General features: G+C 70.8%; 18 protein-coding genes. 8 read left to right on the top strand and 10 right to left on the bottom strand.

The window, feature by feature from the left end; genetic code table 11:
* Positions 1–62: 62 nt before the first annotated feature.
* Together ACYVJH_RS10895 and ACYVJH_RS10890 are read left to right on the top strand one after the other, a co-directional pair.
* Positions 63–611 carry an Ax21 family protein gene (locus ACYVJH_RS10895; protein WP_460454671.1) on the top strand — a complete coding sequence of 183 codons (549 nt, stop codon included), beginning with the start codon at positions 63–65 and terminating at the stop codon, positions 609–611.
* A gap of 229 nt (positions 612–840) precedes the next feature.
* Positions 841–1,404, top strand: coding sequence for a hypothetical protein (locus ACYVJH_RS10890; RefSeq protein ID WP_460454670.1), 564 nt, complete (start codon positions 841–843; stop codon positions 1,402–1,404).
* Positions 1,405–1,441: 37 nt separating this feature from the next.
* On the opposite strand, the gene ACYVJH_RS10885 is transcribed toward ACYVJH_RS10890, so the two are convergent.
* The 5 genes from ACYVJH_RS10885 to ACYVJH_RS10865 all read right to left on the bottom strand — a co-directional run bounded on the left by ACYVJH_RS10885 (position 1,442) and on the right by ACYVJH_RS10865 (position 4,487).
* Positions 1,442–2,464, bottom strand: a complete 1,023-nt coding sequence (locus ACYVJH_RS10885) for an NAD(P)H-dependent glycerol-3-phosphate dehydrogenase (protein ID WP_460454669.1) — start codon at positions 2,462–2,464, stop codon at positions 1,442–1,444.
* A gap of 14 nt (positions 2,465–2,478) precedes the next feature.
* The gene (secB, locus tag ACYVJH_RS10880) at positions 2,479–2,985 is read right to left on the bottom strand and encodes a protein-export chaperone SecB (protein WP_460454668.1); all 507 of its coding nucleotides are present in this window, start codon (positions 2,983–2,985) and stop codon (positions 2,479–2,481) included.
* Positions 2,986–3,069: 84 nt separating this feature from the next.
* A complete protein-coding gene (locus ACYVJH_RS10875; protein ID WP_460454667.1) occupies positions 3,070–3,501 on the bottom strand; it encodes a rhodanese-like domain-containing protein in 432 nt (143 codons plus the stop codon).
* 66 nt (positions 3,502–3,567) lie between these two features.
* Entirely contained in the window at positions 3,568–4,005 is a 438-nt protein-coding gene (locus ACYVJH_RS10870) for a hypothetical protein (RefSeq protein WP_460454666.1), read from the bottom strand.
* A 32-nt stretch (positions 4,006–4,037) separates the two neighbouring features.
* Entirely contained in the window at positions 4,038–4,487 is a 450-nt protein-coding gene (locus ACYVJH_RS10865) for a YiiD C-terminal domain-containing protein (protein ID WP_460454665.1), read from the bottom strand.
* Positions 4,488–4,526: 39 nt separating this feature from the next.
* Between ACYVJH_RS10865 and ACYVJH_RS10860 the strand changes: the two genes are divergently transcribed.
* From ACYVJH_RS10860 to ACYVJH_RS10850, 3 genes are read left to right on the top strand one after another with little or no spacing between them, the layout of a single operon-like run.
* A complete protein-coding gene (locus tag ACYVJH_RS10860; RefSeq protein WP_460454664.1) occupies positions 4,527–5,303 on the top strand; it encodes a uroporphyrinogen-III synthase in 777 nt (258 codons plus the stop codon).
* Positions 5,304–5,333: 30 nt separating this feature from the next.
* On the top strand, positions 5,334–6,344 hold the full coding sequence (locus tag ACYVJH_RS10855) for a uroporphyrinogen-III C-methyltransferase (protein ID WP_460454663.1): 1,011 nt from the start codon (positions 5,334–5,336) through the stop codon (positions 6,342–6,344).
* On the top strand, positions 6,341–7,588 hold the full coding sequence (locus tag ACYVJH_RS10850) for a heme biosynthesis HemY N-terminal domain-containing protein (protein WP_460454662.1): 1,248 nt from the start codon (positions 6,341–6,343) through the stop codon (positions 7,586–7,588). The genes ACYVJH_RS10855 and ACYVJH_RS10850 overlap by 4 nt, the downstream gene beginning before the upstream one ends.
* Positions 7,589–7,602: 14 nt before the next feature.
* Here ACYVJH_RS10850 and ACYVJH_RS10845 read toward each other — a convergent pair whose 3' ends face one another.
* Both ACYVJH_RS10845 and ACYVJH_RS10840 read right to left on the bottom strand, forming a co-directional pair.
* Positions 7,603–8,880, bottom strand: a complete 1,278-nt coding sequence (locus ACYVJH_RS10845) for an acetyl-CoA C-acetyltransferase (protein ID WP_460454661.1) — start codon at positions 8,878–8,880, stop codon at positions 7,603–7,605.
* 35 nt (positions 8,881–8,915) lie between these two features.
* Positions 8,916–9,860 carry a class I SAM-dependent methyltransferase gene (locus ACYVJH_RS10840; RefSeq protein WP_460454660.1) on the bottom strand — a complete coding sequence of 315 codons (945 nt, stop codon included), beginning with the start codon at positions 9,858–9,860 and terminating at the stop codon, positions 8,916–8,918.
* A 95-nt stretch (positions 9,861–9,955) separates the two neighbouring features.
* On the opposite strand from ACYVJH_RS10840, the gene ACYVJH_RS10835 reads away from it, so the two are divergent.
* Complete coding sequence (locus ACYVJH_RS10835) at positions 9,956–10,816, top strand: hypothetical protein (RefSeq protein ID WP_460454659.1); 861 nt, start codon at positions 9,956–9,958, stop codon at positions 10,814–10,816.
* Between the two features lie 24 nt (positions 10,817–10,840).
* On the opposite strand, the gene ACYVJH_RS10830 is transcribed toward ACYVJH_RS10835, so the two are convergent.
* A complete protein-coding gene (locus ACYVJH_RS10830; RefSeq protein WP_460454868.1) occupies positions 10,841–11,893 on the bottom strand; it encodes a CDP-glycerol glycerophosphotransferase family protein in 1,053 nt (350 codons plus the stop codon).
* A 13-nt stretch (positions 11,894–11,906) separates the two neighbouring features.
* Between ACYVJH_RS10830 and ACYVJH_RS10825 the strand changes: the two genes are divergently transcribed.
* Positions 11,907–12,695, top strand: a complete 789-nt coding sequence (locus ACYVJH_RS10825; protein ID WP_460454658.1) for a glycosyltransferase family 2 protein — start codon at positions 11,907–11,909, stop codon at positions 12,693–12,695.
* 3 nt (positions 12,696–12,698) lie between these two features.
* Positions 12,699–14,603 (top strand): asparagine synthase (glutamine-hydrolyzing), encoded by a 1,905-nt coding sequence (gene asnB / locus ACYVJH_RS10820; protein WP_460454657.1) that lies wholly within the window; start codon positions 12,699–12,701, stop codon positions 14,601–14,603.
* Between the two features lie 7 nt (positions 14,604–14,610).
* On the opposite strand, the gene ACYVJH_RS10815 is transcribed toward asnB, so the two are convergent.
* The gene (locus tag ACYVJH_RS10815; protein ID WP_460454656.1) at positions 14,611–15,075 is read right to left on the bottom strand and encodes a GNAT family N-acetyltransferase; all 465 of its coding nucleotides are present in this window, start codon (positions 15,073–15,075) and stop codon (positions 14,611–14,613) included.
* Positions 15,072–15,722, bottom strand: coding sequence for a superoxide dismutase family protein (locus ACYVJH_RS10810; protein ID WP_460454655.1), 651 nt, complete (start codon positions 15,720–15,722; stop codon positions 15,072–15,074). The genes ACYVJH_RS10815 and ACYVJH_RS10810 overlap by 4 nt, the downstream gene beginning before the upstream one ends.
* Positions 15,723–15,733: the final 11 nt, after the last annotated feature.

Genomic DNA, 15,733 nt, shown 5'->3' with positions numbered 1-15,733 from the left:
GCAACCGGATACTCCGCTCACCCCGGATCGCGGGGCCCCACAAACCACTGGAAACAACAACGATGAAGCGCTCCCTGATCGCCCTGGCCGTTGCGGCCCTTCTGCCCCTGTCCGCCCAGGCCGACGACAAGCTCAGCTACACCTGGGTCGAGGCCGACTACCTCAACGTCGACGGTGATGCCGATGGCTTCGGCCTGCGTGGCTCGCTCGAATTCGGCGAATCGAACTTCTACGGCTTCGGCGGCTTCAACGTCGTCGAGATCGACAACACCAACATCGACGTCGACTCCTTCGACATCGGCCTGGGCTACGCCCACGGCCTGTCGGAAAACGCCGACCTGCTGGCCGAGTTCTCCTACCTCAACTCCGACGTCGACGGCTTCGGCGACATCGACGGCTACCGCGCCTCGGTCGGCCTGCGTGGTTCGTTCTCGGAAAACTTCGAGGGCGTGATCAAGGCCAACTACACCGACGGCGACAATTTCGACGGTGACTTCACCGCGACCGTCGGCGCCCAGTACAAGTTCACCCAGACCTGGGGCATGGTCGGCGAAATCGAAGCCGGCGACGGCGGCGAGACCTACCTGGTCGGCGTGCGCGCCAGCTTCTGACCCGCAGCTCCCTGCAAGAGCGCCTCCGCGCGCGAACGTTCTTGCGCAAGGCCCGGCGAAAGCCGGGCCTTTTTGCTGGCCGCATTCATTGCCCGTCGTGATAGCTGAATGCGTTCAGCCCCGGGTTCCTTCAGTTTCGCGCCGTCGTTAATCGCAAGTTCGGGCGTGGCACCAATACTCGTGCCTGCCCGGATTTTTCGGGCGTCCCCCCAACGAAAGGAATCCCCCCATGAAACGTTCGAACCTCGCGATTGCCCTCTCCCTTGCCGCTGCCCTTCCCTTCGCCGTGCAGGCGCAGGAAGCACCCAGCAACACCTGGATCGAAGGCAGCTACGTCAACGCCGACGGCGATGCCGAAGGCCACGCGGTGCGCGGCTCGTTCGAGTTCGGCGAGTCCAATTTCTACGGCCTTGCTGGCGTCACCCGACTGGACGTCGAAGATTCGCCGCTGGTGCTCGATGGCCGCGAGCTCGGCCTGGGTTACGCCCACCCGCTGAGCGAGCGCACCGACCTGTTCGCGGAGGCCGCCTACCGCGACATGGAGGTTGAAGTGCCCGGCGGCGCGATCGACAGCGACGGCTACCGCACGTCCGTGGGCCTGCGCAGCGGCCTGACCGATCGGGTCGAAGGTCTGGTGAAGGCGAACTACATGGACGGCGACAACGCCGACGGTGAGTTCAGCGGCACGGTGGGTGGCCTGGTCAAACTGACCCCGACCTGGGGCATCACCGGCGACGTCACCTTCGGCGAGGACGCCGAGATCTACCAGCTGGGCGTACGCGCCAGCTTCTAAGCGCGAAGCCGGAGCCTGGCCGGGGTTTTCCGGGGGCCTAGAACAGGCCTTCGGGGAACTCCGGCTTCTGGTCGCGGGCCAGCAGCATCTTCAGGCCTTCGACCGGCGTGATGTGGCCATGCAGTACTTCGCGCACCAGCGCGGAGATCGGCAGTTCGATGCCGTGGCGTTCGGCCAGGCGCATCACTTCGTCGGCGGTCTGCACCGACTCGACCACCTGGCCGATCGCGGCCACGGCATCGGCGATCGACTGGCCGCGGCCCAGGGCCAGGCCCAGGCGACGGTTGCGCGAGAGGTCACCGGTACAGGTGAGCACCAGGTCGCCCAGGCCCGCCAGGCCCATCAGGGTTTCGGCCTTGCCGCCGATGGCGACGTTGAGCCGCAGCATTTCGTTCAGGCCGCGGGTGATCAGGCCGGCCCGGGCATTGAGGCCCAGGGCCATGCCGTCGGCGACGCCGGTGGCGACCGCCAGCACGTTTTTCATCGCGCCGCCGAGTTCGGCGCCCAGCATGTCGTTGCCGGTGTAGGCGCGGAAAGCAGCGCCATGCAGGGATTCGGCCACGTCCTGGGCGAAGCCCTCGTCGTCCGAATGCACCGTCACCGCGGTTGGCAGGCCCTGCGCCACTTCCTTGGCGAAGGACGGGCCGGTGACCACGGCCAGCGGCACGTCGGCGCCCAGCGCCTCGCCCGCGACCTCGTGCAGGAAGCGCCCGGAACCGGGCTCGAAGCCCTTGGTCGCCCACGCCACGCCGGCGCCCTTGCGCCGGTGCGGCGCCAGCGCGCGCAGGGTTTCAGTGAAGGCGTGGCTGGGCGTCACCACCAGCACGAAATCGGCGTCGGCGACGGTGGCGGCGATGTCGGTGCTGGCCTGCAGTGATTCCGGCAGGCGGATGCCCGGCAGGTAGCGCGGGTTTTCGTGCGTTCGCGCGATGGCCTCGACCTGGGCGGCGTCACGCCCCCAGATCGTGGTCGGATGCCCGTTGCGGGCGATCAGCGAAGCGAGCGCCGTGCCCCAGGAACCACTCCCGAGCACGGCGAACGACGGCTTGGCCGAGCTCATCGGCGCTTCCGGCTTCAGGCGTTGCCGGCCTCGGGGGCCTGCGCGCCCTGGGCCTGCTCGGCGCGGCGGCGCAGGCCTTCGGCGTAGAGCGCCTCGAAGTTGATCGGCTGCAGGTAGAACGGCGGGAAACCGCCATTGGAGACCAGCTCGCCCAGGGTCTGGCGCACGTACGGGAACAGCACGTTCGGGCAGTAGGTGCCGAGCATCATGTCCAGGGTGCGCTCGTCGAAGTTGGCCAGGGAGAACAGGCCGGCCTGCTGCACTTCGGCCAGGTACACGGTCTTGTCGGCCAGCTTGCAGGTCAGGGTGACGTGCAGCACGACTTCGAACAGGCCGTCGGCGACGCGGCCGACCTTCTGGTTGAGGTTGAGCTCGAGCTGCGGCTGGCCGGGCTCGTTGAAGATCTGCGGCGAATTCGGGACCTCGAAGGAGACGTCCTTGACGTAGATCTTCTGGATGGTGAACTGCGCCTGCTGGTCGCTCGGTGCGGTGGCGGCGGCGCCGTTGTTCTGCTCGGCCATGGTGGAACTCCGGGAATTAAGTCGATGAAAGACCGGGGATTATCGCATGCCGGCCGGGGCCGGGCGAAACCGCGGGACGTGGGGTCAGGCCTTGCCCTTGGCCAGCGGCAGGCTGGCCTGCTGCCAGGCGCCAATGCCGCCATCGAGCACGCTGACCTGCTTGAAGCCGGCCTTCACCAGGCGCGAGGCCACGCCGGTGGCGGTCATGCCGGCGGCGCAGACCACGACCACGGGTTTTTCCTTGGCCTTGGCCAGCAGCTTGCCTTCGGGCTCGACCTGGCTGGGCAGCAGGTGCCGGGAGCCGATGATGTGGCCTTTCTCGAAGTCACCCTGGCCGCGGATATCGAGCACCAGCGCGTCTTCGTGGTTGATCAGGTGGGTCAGCTGCGCGGGGCTGATGCCCTTGAAGCCGCGGAAGAGACGGGCGACTTCGGTGAACACCAACGCCAGCGTCAGCCCCAGCAGGGCCAGGGACAGCAGCAGGTTGGCTTGGAAAAAATCGATCAGGCGATCCATGGACGACGCTTCAGGGCAACGTGGGGGCCGGCATTATGCGGCCCGCGGGGTTCCGGACCAAACCGGTCAGCGGGCGGCGTCGAGGTCCGGCAGGCCGCTGGCCAGCCACCAGCGCTTGGCTTCGGCGTCCCAGCGCCACTGCTGGCGGTCGGTGATGATCTTCTCGACCTGGGTGTGGCGGTTGACCAGGCGGATCTCCACCACCTGGGCATATTCGCCCTCGTTCGGCTCGCTGGCCGACTTCACTTCGTATCCCGAGACCTGGAACTGGCGGTAGCGCTCGAGCTCGAGGTCGGTCATCGGCTGGCGGGCCAGCAGCTCCGGATCGAGGAATTTGACCGCGGCGTCGAAATCGCTCCAGCGCACGGCGCTGACGTAGTCGTAGAGCAACTGGTCGCGCGGGCTGCGCTGGCCGGGCGTGGCGCAGGCCGCCAGCAGCAGCGAGAACAGGAACACCATCAGTACGGCCAGGCCGGTCGTCGCGGAACGCAGGGTCGTCTTCATGGGGCCATTATGCACACCCCGGGCCCGGCGTCTCAGGCCGGCCTAAGCGCGGCGAAGCGGCCCTGCAGATCGGCCACCACGGCGCCGTCGGGGCCGGCCACCGATGCCGTGATGCTGGCGCGGGCCCGGCCACGCGCCTGCCAGGCCTGCAACACGGTCTGCCAGTCGGCGTCGTCGGCCAGGCGGGCGCTGGCCTCGAGATCGGCATACAGCGGCGCCAGGTAGCGCACCTGGCTGTCGGCCACGTAGACCTCGGCGCGGATGCCGGCCTCGCGCAGCTTCAGGGTCATCAGGCCCCAGCCGGCCAGGGTCATGAGGCTGACCAGGCTGCCGCCGAAGGCGCAGGCCTTGTCGTTGACGTTGTGCGACAGCGGCGCCTGCAGCCGCAGCACCCGGCCGTCGTAGGACACGGCCCGGACCTGCATGGCGCGCACGGGTGGCATGGCGTCGTAATGGGCGTTGAGTTCGTCGAGCTCGGACATGCGGTGCCGTTCTCCCGGAGGCTGTGCGAAGCTGGCGACATGGACAAGGTTCGGTCCGCGCCAACGCTGGCGGGATGGTACGTCATCTCGCTGCGCCCCTCGGGCAGCCACGCACCGGTGCGGCGCGCGGCCACGGCCCTCGGCGCGCGCGCACTTTCGATCTCCACGCTGGCCTTGCGGCCGCTGTCGGCCGTCCCGGCGCTGCAGGCGGCGCTGGCCTGCCCGCTGGTCATCGTCACCAGCCCCGCGGCCGTGCAGTTCGCGCGCCGGCAACTGCCGCTGGTCGCAGCGCCGGGGCAGCGCTGGCTGGCCCTGGGCGAAGCCAGCGCCAGGGCCCTGCAGCGCGCAGGCATCGAGGACGTGCGCGTCCCGGAGTCCGGCACCGACTCCGAAGCCCTGCTGTCCCTGCCCGAACTGCAGCCACCACCGGACGCCGTCGGCCTGGTCACCGCACCCGGTGGCCGCGGCCTCATCGCCGAAACCCTGGCGCATCGCGGGGCGCAGGTGCACCGGGCCAATGTCTACCGACGCGAGCCTCTGCATCCGAGCGCCGGCCGCCTGCGCATGCTGCGCAAGCTGCCCGCTTCCAGCGCACTGCTGGTGAGCAGTCAGGAAGCCTTCGAGGGCCTGTGGCGACGCCTGGAAGAGTCTGGCCGCGCGGCGCTGCGGGCACGGCCGGCGGTCGCCAGCAGCCCGCGGCTCGCCGCGCACCTGGCCGGCCTGGGTTTCCAGGCGATCGTGCTGGCCCCCGGTGCCGCCCCGGCGACCCTGGTCGACGCGCTGGCCGCCGATGTTGGCCAGGGTCGCTTCCGGTAGCATGTCGGCGACTCCCGAGTTGATGCCCCCGTGGACACCGAGCACGACGAAATTTCCGAGTCCCGCCCCTCCCGCGGCTCCAGCCCGCTGGCCTGGCTGCTGGCGCTGGCCCTGCTTGCCCTGGTCGCCGTCGGCGGTTGGTGGTGGTGGACCCAGCAGCCGCCGGCCGCCGATGCCGGCCCCGACCTGAGCCCGGAGGCCCTGGACGCGCGCCTGCTCGAAACCGAACAGGCCGCGGCCTCGCTGCGCCGCAACCAGCAGACCATCGAACAGCGCCTGGGCGACACGCAGGCCCGCACCGGCCTGCTGCGCGAGGAAGTCCTTGGCCTGGGCCAGCGCGCGGCCATCCTCGAAGACAACCTGCGCGAAGTCACCGCGCAGGCCGCCGAAGGCGCCGAGGCACTGCGCCTGGACGAGGTCGAACTGCTGCTGGGCATGGCCCAGGCACGCCAGGCGGTGGCCGGAGACACCGAGGGCGCCGTCCGTTCGCTGGTGCTGGCGCAGCAGGCGCTGGCGGCGATGACCGACCCGCAGTTCATCAGCCTGCGCCAGACCCTGGCCCAGGAAATATCGGCGCTGCGCGCGCTGCCGGCGGATCCGCGCGATGACGCCGCGGGCGAACTCGACGCCCTCGAAGCAACACTGCCCCGGCTCTCGAGCCGCGCTCCCGGCGCGCCGCCCGCTGCGACTGGCGATTCACGCTGGCAACGCATCCTCGACGCGCTGGTGCAGGTGCGGCCGAGCAGCAGCCAGGACCTGATTTCCCCCGCCGACCGCGCCACGGGCGAAGCGACGCTGGCGCTGGAACTGGCCCTGGCGCGCACCGCGCTCGAGCGCCGCGACGAAGCCGCCTTCCGCGCCAGCCTCACCCGCATCGACCAGTGGCTGCAGCGCCTCTACGCCGACGACGCGACGCTTCGCGAGCGGCGCGATCGCCTGCGTGCGCTGGCCGAACGCCCGCTGTCGCCGGCCCTGCCCGACGCCGGCGCCACCCTGCAGCAGCTGCGTGACCTGCGCCGCGGCCGGGGCGCCGCGCCGTGAACCTCTACCGCAGCCTGCTGTGGTGGCTGGCGCTGGCGGTGCTGGGCGCGCTGGCCTGGCACTGGTTCTCGCAGGACCTGGGCGACGTGGTGGTGCGCTACCGCGGCCTGACCTACACGACCACCCTGGCCTACTTCGTGCTCGCCTGGGGCCTGCTCTGGTTCGCGCTGTGGGCGCTGTGGTGGCTGTTGCGCCTGCCTTTCAAGGCCTGGCGCCGGCATGCGCACCGGCTGGCACGCAACCGCCTGGTCAGCGGCCTGGAAGCCCTGCACCAGGGCCGCTGGCAGCGCGCCGAACAGCTGCTGGCCAAGGCCGCCATCGAACCCGTACTGCGCACGCCGGCCCTGCTGGGCGCACGCCGCGCCGCCGATGCCCGCGGCGACGCCGAAGCGGCCGCCCGCCACCACGCCGCGCTGCTGGCCCACGACAACGGCGCGGCGGCGCTGGAGCAGGCCCAACGCCTGCTGGCCCAGGGCAAGGCCGAAGAAACCCTGGACGTGCTGGCCGGCCTGACCGGGCCGCTGCCGCCGCGCGGCGCCTGGCTGCGCGCCGAAGCCCAGGTCGCCGGCGGCCGCGCGATGGATGCGCAGGCGACGCTGGGCGCCCTGCGGCGCGACCAGGCCGCCGACGCCGACGCCCTGGCGGCGCTGGAAGTGCGCATCAGCGCCGCCACGCTCGACCAGGCGCCGCAGGCCGATGAACTGCAGCAGCGCTGGCACGCCCTGCCGCAGCGGCTGCGGCTGGCCACGCCGGTGGCCAGCGCCTTCGCCCAGCGCGCCGCCGCCCTGGGCATGGAAGACGCCGGGGCACACGCCGTGGCCGACGCGCTGGAAGCAAACTGGGACGAATCACTGGCCGCGCTGTTCGGCCGCCTGCCGCCGGGCCGCGAAGGCAAACGCCTGGCCCGCGCCGAAGCCTGGCTGGCCACGCACCCATCGAGCCCCGGCCTGCTGACCGCGCTGGGCAGCCTGTGCCGGACGCAGCAACTCTGGGGCAAGGCCGAGGACTACCTGCACCGCGCCCTGGCCCAGGGCGCCGGCGCCGATGCCTGGGAAAGCCTGGGCCACGTTTTCACCGCACAGGGTGATGCCGGTCGGGCGCAGATTGCCTACGCCAATGCCCTGCGCCTGGGCCGCGAGGAGCCGCCGCTGGCCCTGGCCGGCCGCAGCCTGCGCGAGCAGATCGCCGATTCAGCGGTGGCCGAAGTGCGCAACGCACACGGCATCCCGCTGCTGCCCCCGTAAGGGTCGGGCGCTGCTCAGCGCTCGACGATGGCGGCCACGCCCATGCCGCCGGCGGTGCACACCGAGATCAGCGCGCGGCCCTTGCCCTTTTCCTTCAGCAGCTTGGCGGCGGTGGCGACGATGCGCGCGCCGGTGGCCGCGAAGGGATGGCCCACGGCCAGCGAGCTGCCGACGACATTGAGCTTTTCGCGGTCGATGCTGCCCAGCGGTGCGTCCAGGCCCAGCTTGTCCTTGCAGAAGGCCGGGTCTTCCCAGGCCTTGAGCGTGCACAGCACCTGGGCGGCGAAGGCTTCGTGGATTTCGTAGAAGTCGAAATCCTGCAGCGAAAGATTGTTGCGCTTGAGCAGCTGCGCCACGGCCCAGCACGGCGCCATCAGCAGGCCTTCGCCATGTACGAAGTCGACCGCGGCCACCTGGGCGTCCACCAGGTAGGCCTGCACCTCCAGCCCGTGCGCGGCGGCCCACTCCTCGCTGGCCAGCAGCGCCGCCGAGGCGCCGTCGGTCAGCGGCGTGGAATTGCCGGCGGTCAGCGTGCCCTTGCCCGAGGTCTTGTCGAAGGCGGGCTTGAGCGTGGCCAGTTTTTCGACCGTGGTGTCGGGACGCAGGATGTTGTCGCGCTCGACGCCGCGGAAGGGCACCACGAGATCCTTGAAGAAACCGCGCTCGTAGGCCATCGCCGCCTTGGTGTGCGACTCGTAGGCCAGCTGGTCCTGGGCTTCGCGGGTGATGCCCCATTCCTTGGCCATCATCTCGCAGTGTTCGCCCATGGACTTGCCCGTGCGCGGCTCGCCGACGCCGGGGAACTCCGGGGTGAGCTCCTTGAAGCGGAATCCCTTGAAGGCCTTCAGCCGCGCGCCGAGGCTGCGCGCCATGTTGGCGTCGAGCAGGCGCCGACGCAGGCGCTTGTTCACCGCGATCGGCACGTCCGACGTGGTGTCGGACCCGCCGCCGATGCCGGCTTCGATCTGGCCCAGGGCGATCTTGTTGCCCACCGTGATGACCGTATCGAGCGAGGTGCCGCAGGCGCGCTGCAGGGTGATGCCCGGCGTCGCCGGCGACAGTCCCGAGCTGAGCGCGGCTTCGCGGCCGATGTTCCAGTCGCTGCTGTGCTTGAGCACCGCGCCCATCGCCACTTCGCCCAGCTGTTCGCCGTGCAGGCCGAACTTCTCGACCAACGCACCCAGGGCCTTGATCGACATGCCGAGGTTGCCGACGTCGTGGTAGGCGGTGTTGTTGCGGACGAAGGGGATGCGGACACCGCCCAGGATGGCGACACGGCGGGAAGGCGACATGCGGTTAACTCCTTGGCTCGAACTTGTTCATGGGGTCAGGCGACGGGATCCAGGTCGGCCGGCACGGGTCCCCAGTCGGGGCGGGTCTGCCAGGCGCCGTGGATCCAGGCGCGGAACATGCGGGCCACCGGGTCGTCGGCTGGCCGCTTTGCAAGCAGCGCCACCAGGCGATGCGGCCCGCGGGCGGCGGCCTCGTCGGCAACGATGGCGTCGAAATAAGTGGTCCACTGCTCACCGTAGCTGATGCGCGGCGCGGCGTTGCGCAGGCGTTCGGCTTCGCGGGCGCTGGCCAGCGAATCGCCGTCCGGCTTTCGCGCCACGACCTGCACGCAGGGCGAGTCGTCGAGCACCAGCACCGGCTCCAGGCCGACGCCGCGCACGTAGGCTTCCACTTCCTGCGGCACCACGAACTGGTTGCGCGCCACGTCCTTGCGCTGACCGGGCGGCAGGTGCGCGGCCTGCTCGAACTCCAGCGCGAAGCGCCGCCAGCCGACCGGATGCGCCAGGTTCCAGTGATCGAAGTAGAACAGGCCGCCTGGACGCAGCACGCGGGCGACGTCGCGCAGGTAAAGCACGAAATCTTCCTTGTCCATGTGGATGAACACGGCCACGCAGTAACCCTTGTCCATCGAGGCATCGGCCAGCGCGTCCAGGCGCGGGCCCTGCAGCGCGCTGAAGGCGCAGTCACCGCAACCGGCCAGCCGTTCGCGGGCAACGCCCAGCATGTTTTCGCTGATGTCCAGGCCGTGCCAGTGGGCGACGTCGCCGGCAAGTTCGCGACCGATGCGGCCAACGCCACAGCCCAGCTCGAACACACGATCGCCGGCCTGCAGGTCGAGCGCGGCGCGCGCCTGCGCGGCCGAGAAGGCGCCGGTGAGGCGGACCGTGCGTTCGTCGTGGCTGCCGTCCACCGCCACCAGTGCACCGCGCGGGGTGCTGGCCTTGTCGTTCCAGAAGGATTTGTAGTCTTGGAAATCCATGCCTGCGGCAGGTTCGGGACCGGCCGTCCGTGTGTCGAAAGGTATGATGGCGATCATACCCCGACACCGCACGCACCCGTATGTCAAAGCCCGAATTGAGCGTCCTGGCAGCCCTGGCCCTGGAACTTTCGCCAGGCGCCGAACCCGGCCGCCTCGCGCTTGGCGTGGACGAGGCCGGTGAACTCGCCGGGCTGGTCGCGCGCGACCTGGCCCGGCTGGTGCCCGACGCCGCCGCGCTGGACCTGGCGATGGTGGCCGGGCTGTTCGATCCGGCCGAACTGCTGCGTCCGGGCTACCCGGTGCACGCCGAGCTCGGCCGCCTCGCTGCCCGGGCGCCGGGGGCCTCCGGCGGTCGCATCATCGGTTTCGGGGCCGGCCGGGAAGGTCTGCCGGCCGGGCTGGCGCCGGCGCCGGAGTACGCCGGCGGCCCGCTCAGGCTCTTGCCGCTGGTGCTGCGCGGCGACGTCTCGGCGGTGGCACCGGTCGGCGACCAGCTTGAACAGGTGCTGCTGGACACCGGCATGGCCTCGGCCGACACCGCGCTGTTCGCGCAAAAGGCCTATGGCGTCGAGGTGGAGCACGCGCGCCTGCTGACCATCAACGACCTGGCCGCGATGATGGCCATGCAGTTCGAACACGCCGGCGTCGCCGCCCTGTGGCCGTTGGTGGAGGCCGCGTTGCTGGCACCGGACAGCGACCAGTGGCTCGATGCCCCGCCCGAACCGCTGGCGCGCTACAGCAGCGGCGGCGTGCGCATGGCCATGCTGGACATGGACGCCTGGGCCGAAGGCGGGTTCGCGCCGGCCGATAGCGACGCCGCGCGCCTGGGCCGCGCCTTCGACCGGTTCCAGATGCGCCAGCGCCAGTTCGCCGGCCTGCTCGAGGCGCACGGCATCCCGGTCACCTACGACCACTGCCCCGCCGGCCGCGACCCGCGGCAGGTGCTGGCCGACTAGTCGGCACTGGCGGCGCCGGACGTTTCAGCGCCCCCAGTAGCCCAGTTCCCGGCGCAGCTTCAGGCTGCGCCACCACCCGGCCAGGGGCTTGCGGCGCAATTCGCCCAGCTCGCCGCGCAAGAGCGCCTCGGTGGCTTCGACGACCCGCTGGCTGGAAAGGCCGTCGCGCCAGGGATGGATGGCGTCCGCGTAGGTGGCGATGGCATCGCGCAGCGCGTCGTCCGGGGCGAACGCACGCGCCAGGTTTTGTTCCAGGGCCGCAGGATCGTCGAAATCGATCATGTGCGGCTTCGGCGCGCGGTTGCGGAAGGTGACCACCGGTTTGCGCTGCACAACGAACTCCGAGACCACCGAGGTGGTGTCGGCCAGCAGCACGTCGGCGGCGCGCTGGGCGCTGACCAGCTGCTCGGTCTCCACGAAGGCGGCGTTGGCGCCGGCCAGCGCGCGGTAGCGTTCGAACAACTCCGCCGGGCACTTGGGGTGCAGCGTGAGCAGCCAGAAACGTTCGCCGCGGGCGACCTGGGCGGCGATGGCGTCGAACAGGCGCGGCGCCGCGCTGAGGCGCTCGGTGAAGGTGGAGGCGAACAACACCACCGGCCGGCCGGCCGCGCCGGCGCGCAGGGCGTCGGCCAGCGGGTCGGTGGCCCGGAACAGCGGGTCGAGCTTGGGCCAGCCGGTTTCGACCACCGCGAAATGCCCGGCCCGGGCGGCCAGGGCCTGGAAGGGCCCGGTGGTCGCGGGCCCCTGCGTGCAATAGAGGTCGAACTGTCCGCGCACGCGGAAATGGCCGCGCGTGTCGCTGCGCTTCTCGACGTTGAAGCCGTGGAAAAGCTGCACCTTGGCGCCGGCGATGAAGCCCGGCACGTCGTTGGCGGCACTGAACACCGCGCGTGGCCGCAGCGCCACCGCCTCGCGCACGCCGACCGGCCGCGCCGGCGCCGGCAGCGCGGCGCCCGCGGCGCCGCGGATGAACAGCGTGTGTACGCCGTGGCCCGCGGCTTGCAGGGTTTCCGCGAGCGGGCCCAGAATGGGCAACGCGTAGCGCTCGGTCGCGAACAACAGGTATTCCGCCATCAACGCACCTCCGGCCATGTCGCCTCGCCTATCGGCCTGCATTATCACCTTCAATGAAGCTGATCGGCTGGCCGATTGCCTGGCGTCGCTGGCCTTCTGCGACGACATCCTGGTGGTGGACTCGGGCTCGACCGACGCCACCGCCGCCATCGCCCGCCAGGCCGGCGCCCGGGTGATCGAGCGGCGCTTCGAGGGTTTCCGCAGCCAGAAGCAGTTCGCGGTCGAGCAGGCGCGGTTCGATTGGGTGCTTTGCCTGGATGCCGACGAACGCGTGGACGACACCCTGCGCGCCAGCATCCAGGCCGAACGCGCGCTGGGCTTCGAGCACGCGGCCGGCTACCGCTTCGCCCGGATGTCGAACTACTTCGGGCGTTTCCTGCGCCACGGCAATGCCTATCCCGATCGCGTGCTGCGCCTGTTCGACCGCCGACGCGGCGGCTGGCGCGGGGATCGCGAAGTGCACGAGGCCGCCAGCGTGGACGGCCCGGTGCACACGCTCGCCGGCGACCTGCTGCATTTCCCCTACCGCTCGCTGGAACAGCAGCTGGCCAAGACCCAGCGCTACGCCCGCATGATGGCCGAACACGATTTCAGGCGCGGCCGGCGCGCCAGCCTGGTCGGCCTGGTGCTGTCGCCGGCCTGGCGGTTCTGGCGGGGCTACCTGCTGCGCGGGGGTTTCCTGGACGGCTGGCACGGGCTGGTTTATGCCTACGTGCGCGCCAATTACGTGCGCCAGAAGACCATCATGCTGTGGATGCTGCAGCACAACCAGCCGGTGGTCGATCCCCCGCGCGAGGACCGCTGAGCCATGTGCGGCATCGCCGGCACCTGGTTCCCGGGCGCGCGCGACGACGCGTCGCTGCATGCGCTCGGCGCCCGCCAGGGCGAGGCCATCGCCCACCGCGGACCCGATGACGCCGGCACCTGGGCCGACCCGGCGGCCGGGCTGGTGCTGTCGCACCGCCGGCTCTCGATCCTGGACCTGAGCCCCGAAGGCCACCAGCCGATGCTGTCCCGCGATGGCCGCTGGGCGCTGATATTCAACGGCGAGATCTACAACCACGGCGCACTGCGCGCCGAACTCGCCACGCTGGGCCATGGCTTCCGCGGCCACTCGGACACCGAAGTGCTGCTGGCCGCGATCGCCGAATGGGGCGTCGAACAGGCGCTGCAGCGAAGCAACGGCATGCTGGCGCTGGCCGCATGGGACCGCAAGCAGCGCCGCCTGTGGCTGGCCCGCGACCGCATGGGCAAGAAGCCGCTGTACTACGGCTTCGCCGGCGACGGCGCGCTGGTGTTCGGCAGCGAACTGCGGGCGCTGCAGGCGCATCCGGCGCTGGACGCCAAGGTCGACCCGGACGCACTGGCCCTGCTGCTGCGCCTGGACTACATCCCGGCGCCCTGGTCGATCCTGCGCGGCGTGCACAAGCTGCCGGCCGGCACGCTGCTGAGCCTGGACATGGCGGCGCTGCAGGCGGGGGCCTCGGCCCTGGACCCGGTGAAATCGCCGCGTCGCTGGTGGGATGCCCTGGCCGCGCAGCGCGAGGCCATCAGCCATGGCTTCGCCGGCGGCGACCAGGAAGCCCTGGACACACTGGACGTCCTTCTGCGCGAAGCCACGGCGATGCGCATGGAAGCCGACGTGCCGCTGGGCGCCTTCCTGTCCGGCGGCACCGATTCGTCGCTGGTGACGGCGATGATGCAGGCGCAGTCGGCGACACCCGTGCGCAGCTTTTCCATCGGCTTCGACAACCTGCGCCACGACGAAAGCGCGCACGCGGCGCGGGTGGCGGCGCACCTGGGCACCGACCACACCGAACTTCGGGTTGACGGCCAGGCCGCGCTCGACCTGGTGCCGTCGCTGCCGCTCATCTTCGACGAACCTTTCGCCGACTCGTCGCAGGTTCCGACTGCGCTGCTGTGCGCGCTGACCCGCAAGCACGTGACGGTGGCGCTGTCGGGCGATGGCGGCGACGAGCTGTTCTTCGGCTATTCGCGCTACGCGCGCACGCTGCGAAACGACGCCTGGCTGCGCAAGCTGCCGCGCGCGATGCTGGCCAACCGGGTCAGCGAACCCGGCGAAGCCGCGCGCATCGGCGGCTTGGCCGCGCTGCGCGCCGAACTACGCGCCGGTGACCTGCAGGGCCTGGCCCGGCACCGCATCTCCCGCTGGCGTTTGCCCGAGGCCGTCGTGGTCGGCGCGCGACGGCTCAAGACCGCCTACGACGACCCCGACGCCCTGCCCGGCGTCGGCACCCCCGGCGACGCGCTGATGGCGATGGACATGGCCTGCTACCTGCCCGAGGACATCCTGGCCAAGGTGGACCGCGCCAGCATGGCGGCCTCACTGGAGGCACGCGCGCCACTGCTGGACTGGCGGGTCGCCAGCTTCGCCTGGACGCTGCCGATGGCGATGAAGTCGCGGCACGGCCAGCTCAAGTGGCTGCCCAAGCAGCTGCTGCAGCGCTACCTGCCCAAGCCGCTGGTGATGCACCCCAAGACCGGCTTCGGCGCACCGGTGGGCGACTGGCTGCGCGGGCCGCTGCGCGAGTGGGCCGAGGCCCAGCTCGACGAAAACCGCCTGCGCGAAGAGGGCCACTTCGACCCGGCGCCGATCCGTCGCATCTGGAAGGCGTTCCTGGACGGCGAGCGCAAGTGGCACACCCACCTGTGGGGCGTGCTGATGTTCCAGGCCTGGCGCGAAAGGCTCTAGCCCGCGCTCAGCGGGTCGGCGCCTCGTACATCCGGTAGCCGGCGTCCACCATGCCCAGGCCTTCGTAGGTCTTTTGCGCGACGCTGTTTTCGCGTTCGACGTACAGGCGCAGGCCGCAAACCTCCGGCGTGGCCTTCGCACGTTCCAGCACGTGCTGGTACAGCGCGGCGTAACAGCCGCGACGGCGGAAGGCGGGGTCCACGTAAACGCTCTGGATCCACCACCAGTCGCCGTTGCGCCAGTCGCTCCACTCGTAGGTCAGCATCAGGGTGCCGGCGGGTTCGCCGTCCTGCTCGGCGACGAAGTAGGCACCGCGGCGCGCTTCGGCGAGCACGGCGCGGATGCCGGCTTCGACGGTTTCTGGATCGAGCGACTTGTGTTCGGTTTCCAGGGCCATGGCCACGGCCCAGTCGCGCAGTCGGGCGACGTCGCCGTCGCCCGCCGCGCGGATCTTCCAGGCCGCGTCGCTCACGAGGCCGGGCCCTGGTAGTCGGGCGCCGGCTGCACCAGCTCGACCACGCCGCAGGCGATGCGCGCGCCGGCATTACCGGTGGGCTGGGTGGCGTAGTCATCGGCCTGGGCGTGCACGATCACCGCGCGGCCGACAACGTCAAGACTGGCGTCGCCGTCGATCTGCAAGCCACTCAGGCGTACGTCCACCACGCCAACGCCGTCGTCGCCGGCGGTCAGGTTGGGCATGTCGCCGGCGTGGTGCGGGCCGTCGGTCTGGCGGTCGCCGTGCTGCATCTGCCCGGGATTGAAGTGGCCGCCGGCACTGGTGGCGTCGGGTGCGCTGCAGTCACCGGTTTCATGCAGGTGGAAACCATGCACGCTGCCGGGGGCGAGGCCACGCACTTCGCCGTGCAGTCGCAGGGCATCACCATCGGGGTCGAAGGTGAGTTCGCCGCTGACGCCGCTGTCCTGCACCTGCGCCAGGACAACGCGGGCCTGCGCGGCCAGGGCGATGCCGCCGGCGGCGGCCGATGCGTCGTCGGTGGGTGCCAGCGCGTCCGGCGCGGCGGCCGGCGCCGGCGTCGGGACGTCAGGTTCGGATTCGCCGGCGCAGCCGGCCAGGCCAAGGGCCAGGGCGGCGGCAAGCACGGTGGTCATCGTCTTCATGGGGACTCCTT

This window comes from Arenimonas aestuarii, assembly GCF_054781715.1.
This window is presented reverse-complemented; position numbering and strand designations above follow the sequence as displayed.

Excerpts from the sequence above, each read along its gene's own strand:
- ACYVJH_RS10895 (WP_460454671.1), top strand. The coding sequence starts at position 63 with ATGAAGCGCTCCCTGATCGCCCTGGCCGTTGCGGCCCTTCTGCCCCTG.
- ACYVJH_RS10890 (WP_460454670.1), top strand. The coding sequence starts at position 841 with ATGAAACGTTCGAACCTCGCGATTGCCCTCTCCCTTGCCGCTGCCCTT.
- ACYVJH_RS10885 (WP_460454669.1), bottom strand. The coding sequence starts at position 2,464 with ATGAGCTCGGCCAAGCCGTCGTTCGCCGTGCTCGGGAGTGGTTCCTGG.
- secB (WP_460454668.1), bottom strand. The coding sequence starts at position 2,985 with ATGGCCGAGCAGAACAACGGCGCCGCCGCCACCGCACCGAGCGACCAG.
- ACYVJH_RS10875 (WP_460454667.1), bottom strand. The coding sequence starts at position 3,501 with ATGGATCGCCTGATCGATTTTTTCCAAGCCAACCTGCTGCTGTCCCTG.
- ACYVJH_RS10870 (WP_460454666.1), bottom strand. The coding sequence starts at position 4,005 with ATGAAGACGACCCTGCGTTCCGCGACGACCGGCCTGGCCGTACTGATG.
- ACYVJH_RS10865 (WP_460454665.1), bottom strand. The coding sequence starts at position 4,487 with ATGTCCGAGCTCGACGAACTCAACGCCCATTACGACGCCATGCCACCC.
- ACYVJH_RS10860 (WP_460454664.1), top strand. The coding sequence starts at position 4,527 with ATGGACAAGGTTCGGTCCGCGCCAACGCTGGCGGGATGGTACGTCATC.
- ACYVJH_RS10845 (WP_460454661.1), bottom strand. The coding sequence starts at position 8,880 with ATGTCGCCTTCCCGCCGTGTCGCCATCCTGGGCGGTGTCCGCATCCCC.
- ACYVJH_RS10840 (WP_460454660.1), bottom strand. The coding sequence starts at position 9,860 with ATGGATTTCCAAGACTACAAATCCTTCTGGAACGACAAGGCCAGCACC.
- ACYVJH_RS10825 (WP_460454658.1), top strand. The coding sequence starts at position 11,907 with ATGTCGCCTCGCCTATCGGCCTGCATTATCACCTTCAATGAAGCTGAT.
- asnB (WP_460454657.1), top strand. The coding sequence starts at position 12,699 with ATGTGCGGCATCGCCGGCACCTGGTTCCCGGGCGCGCGCGACGACGCG.
- ACYVJH_RS10810 (WP_460454655.1), bottom strand. The coding sequence starts at position 15,722 with ATGAAGACGATGACCACCGTGCTTGCCGCCGCCCTGGCCCTTGGCCTG.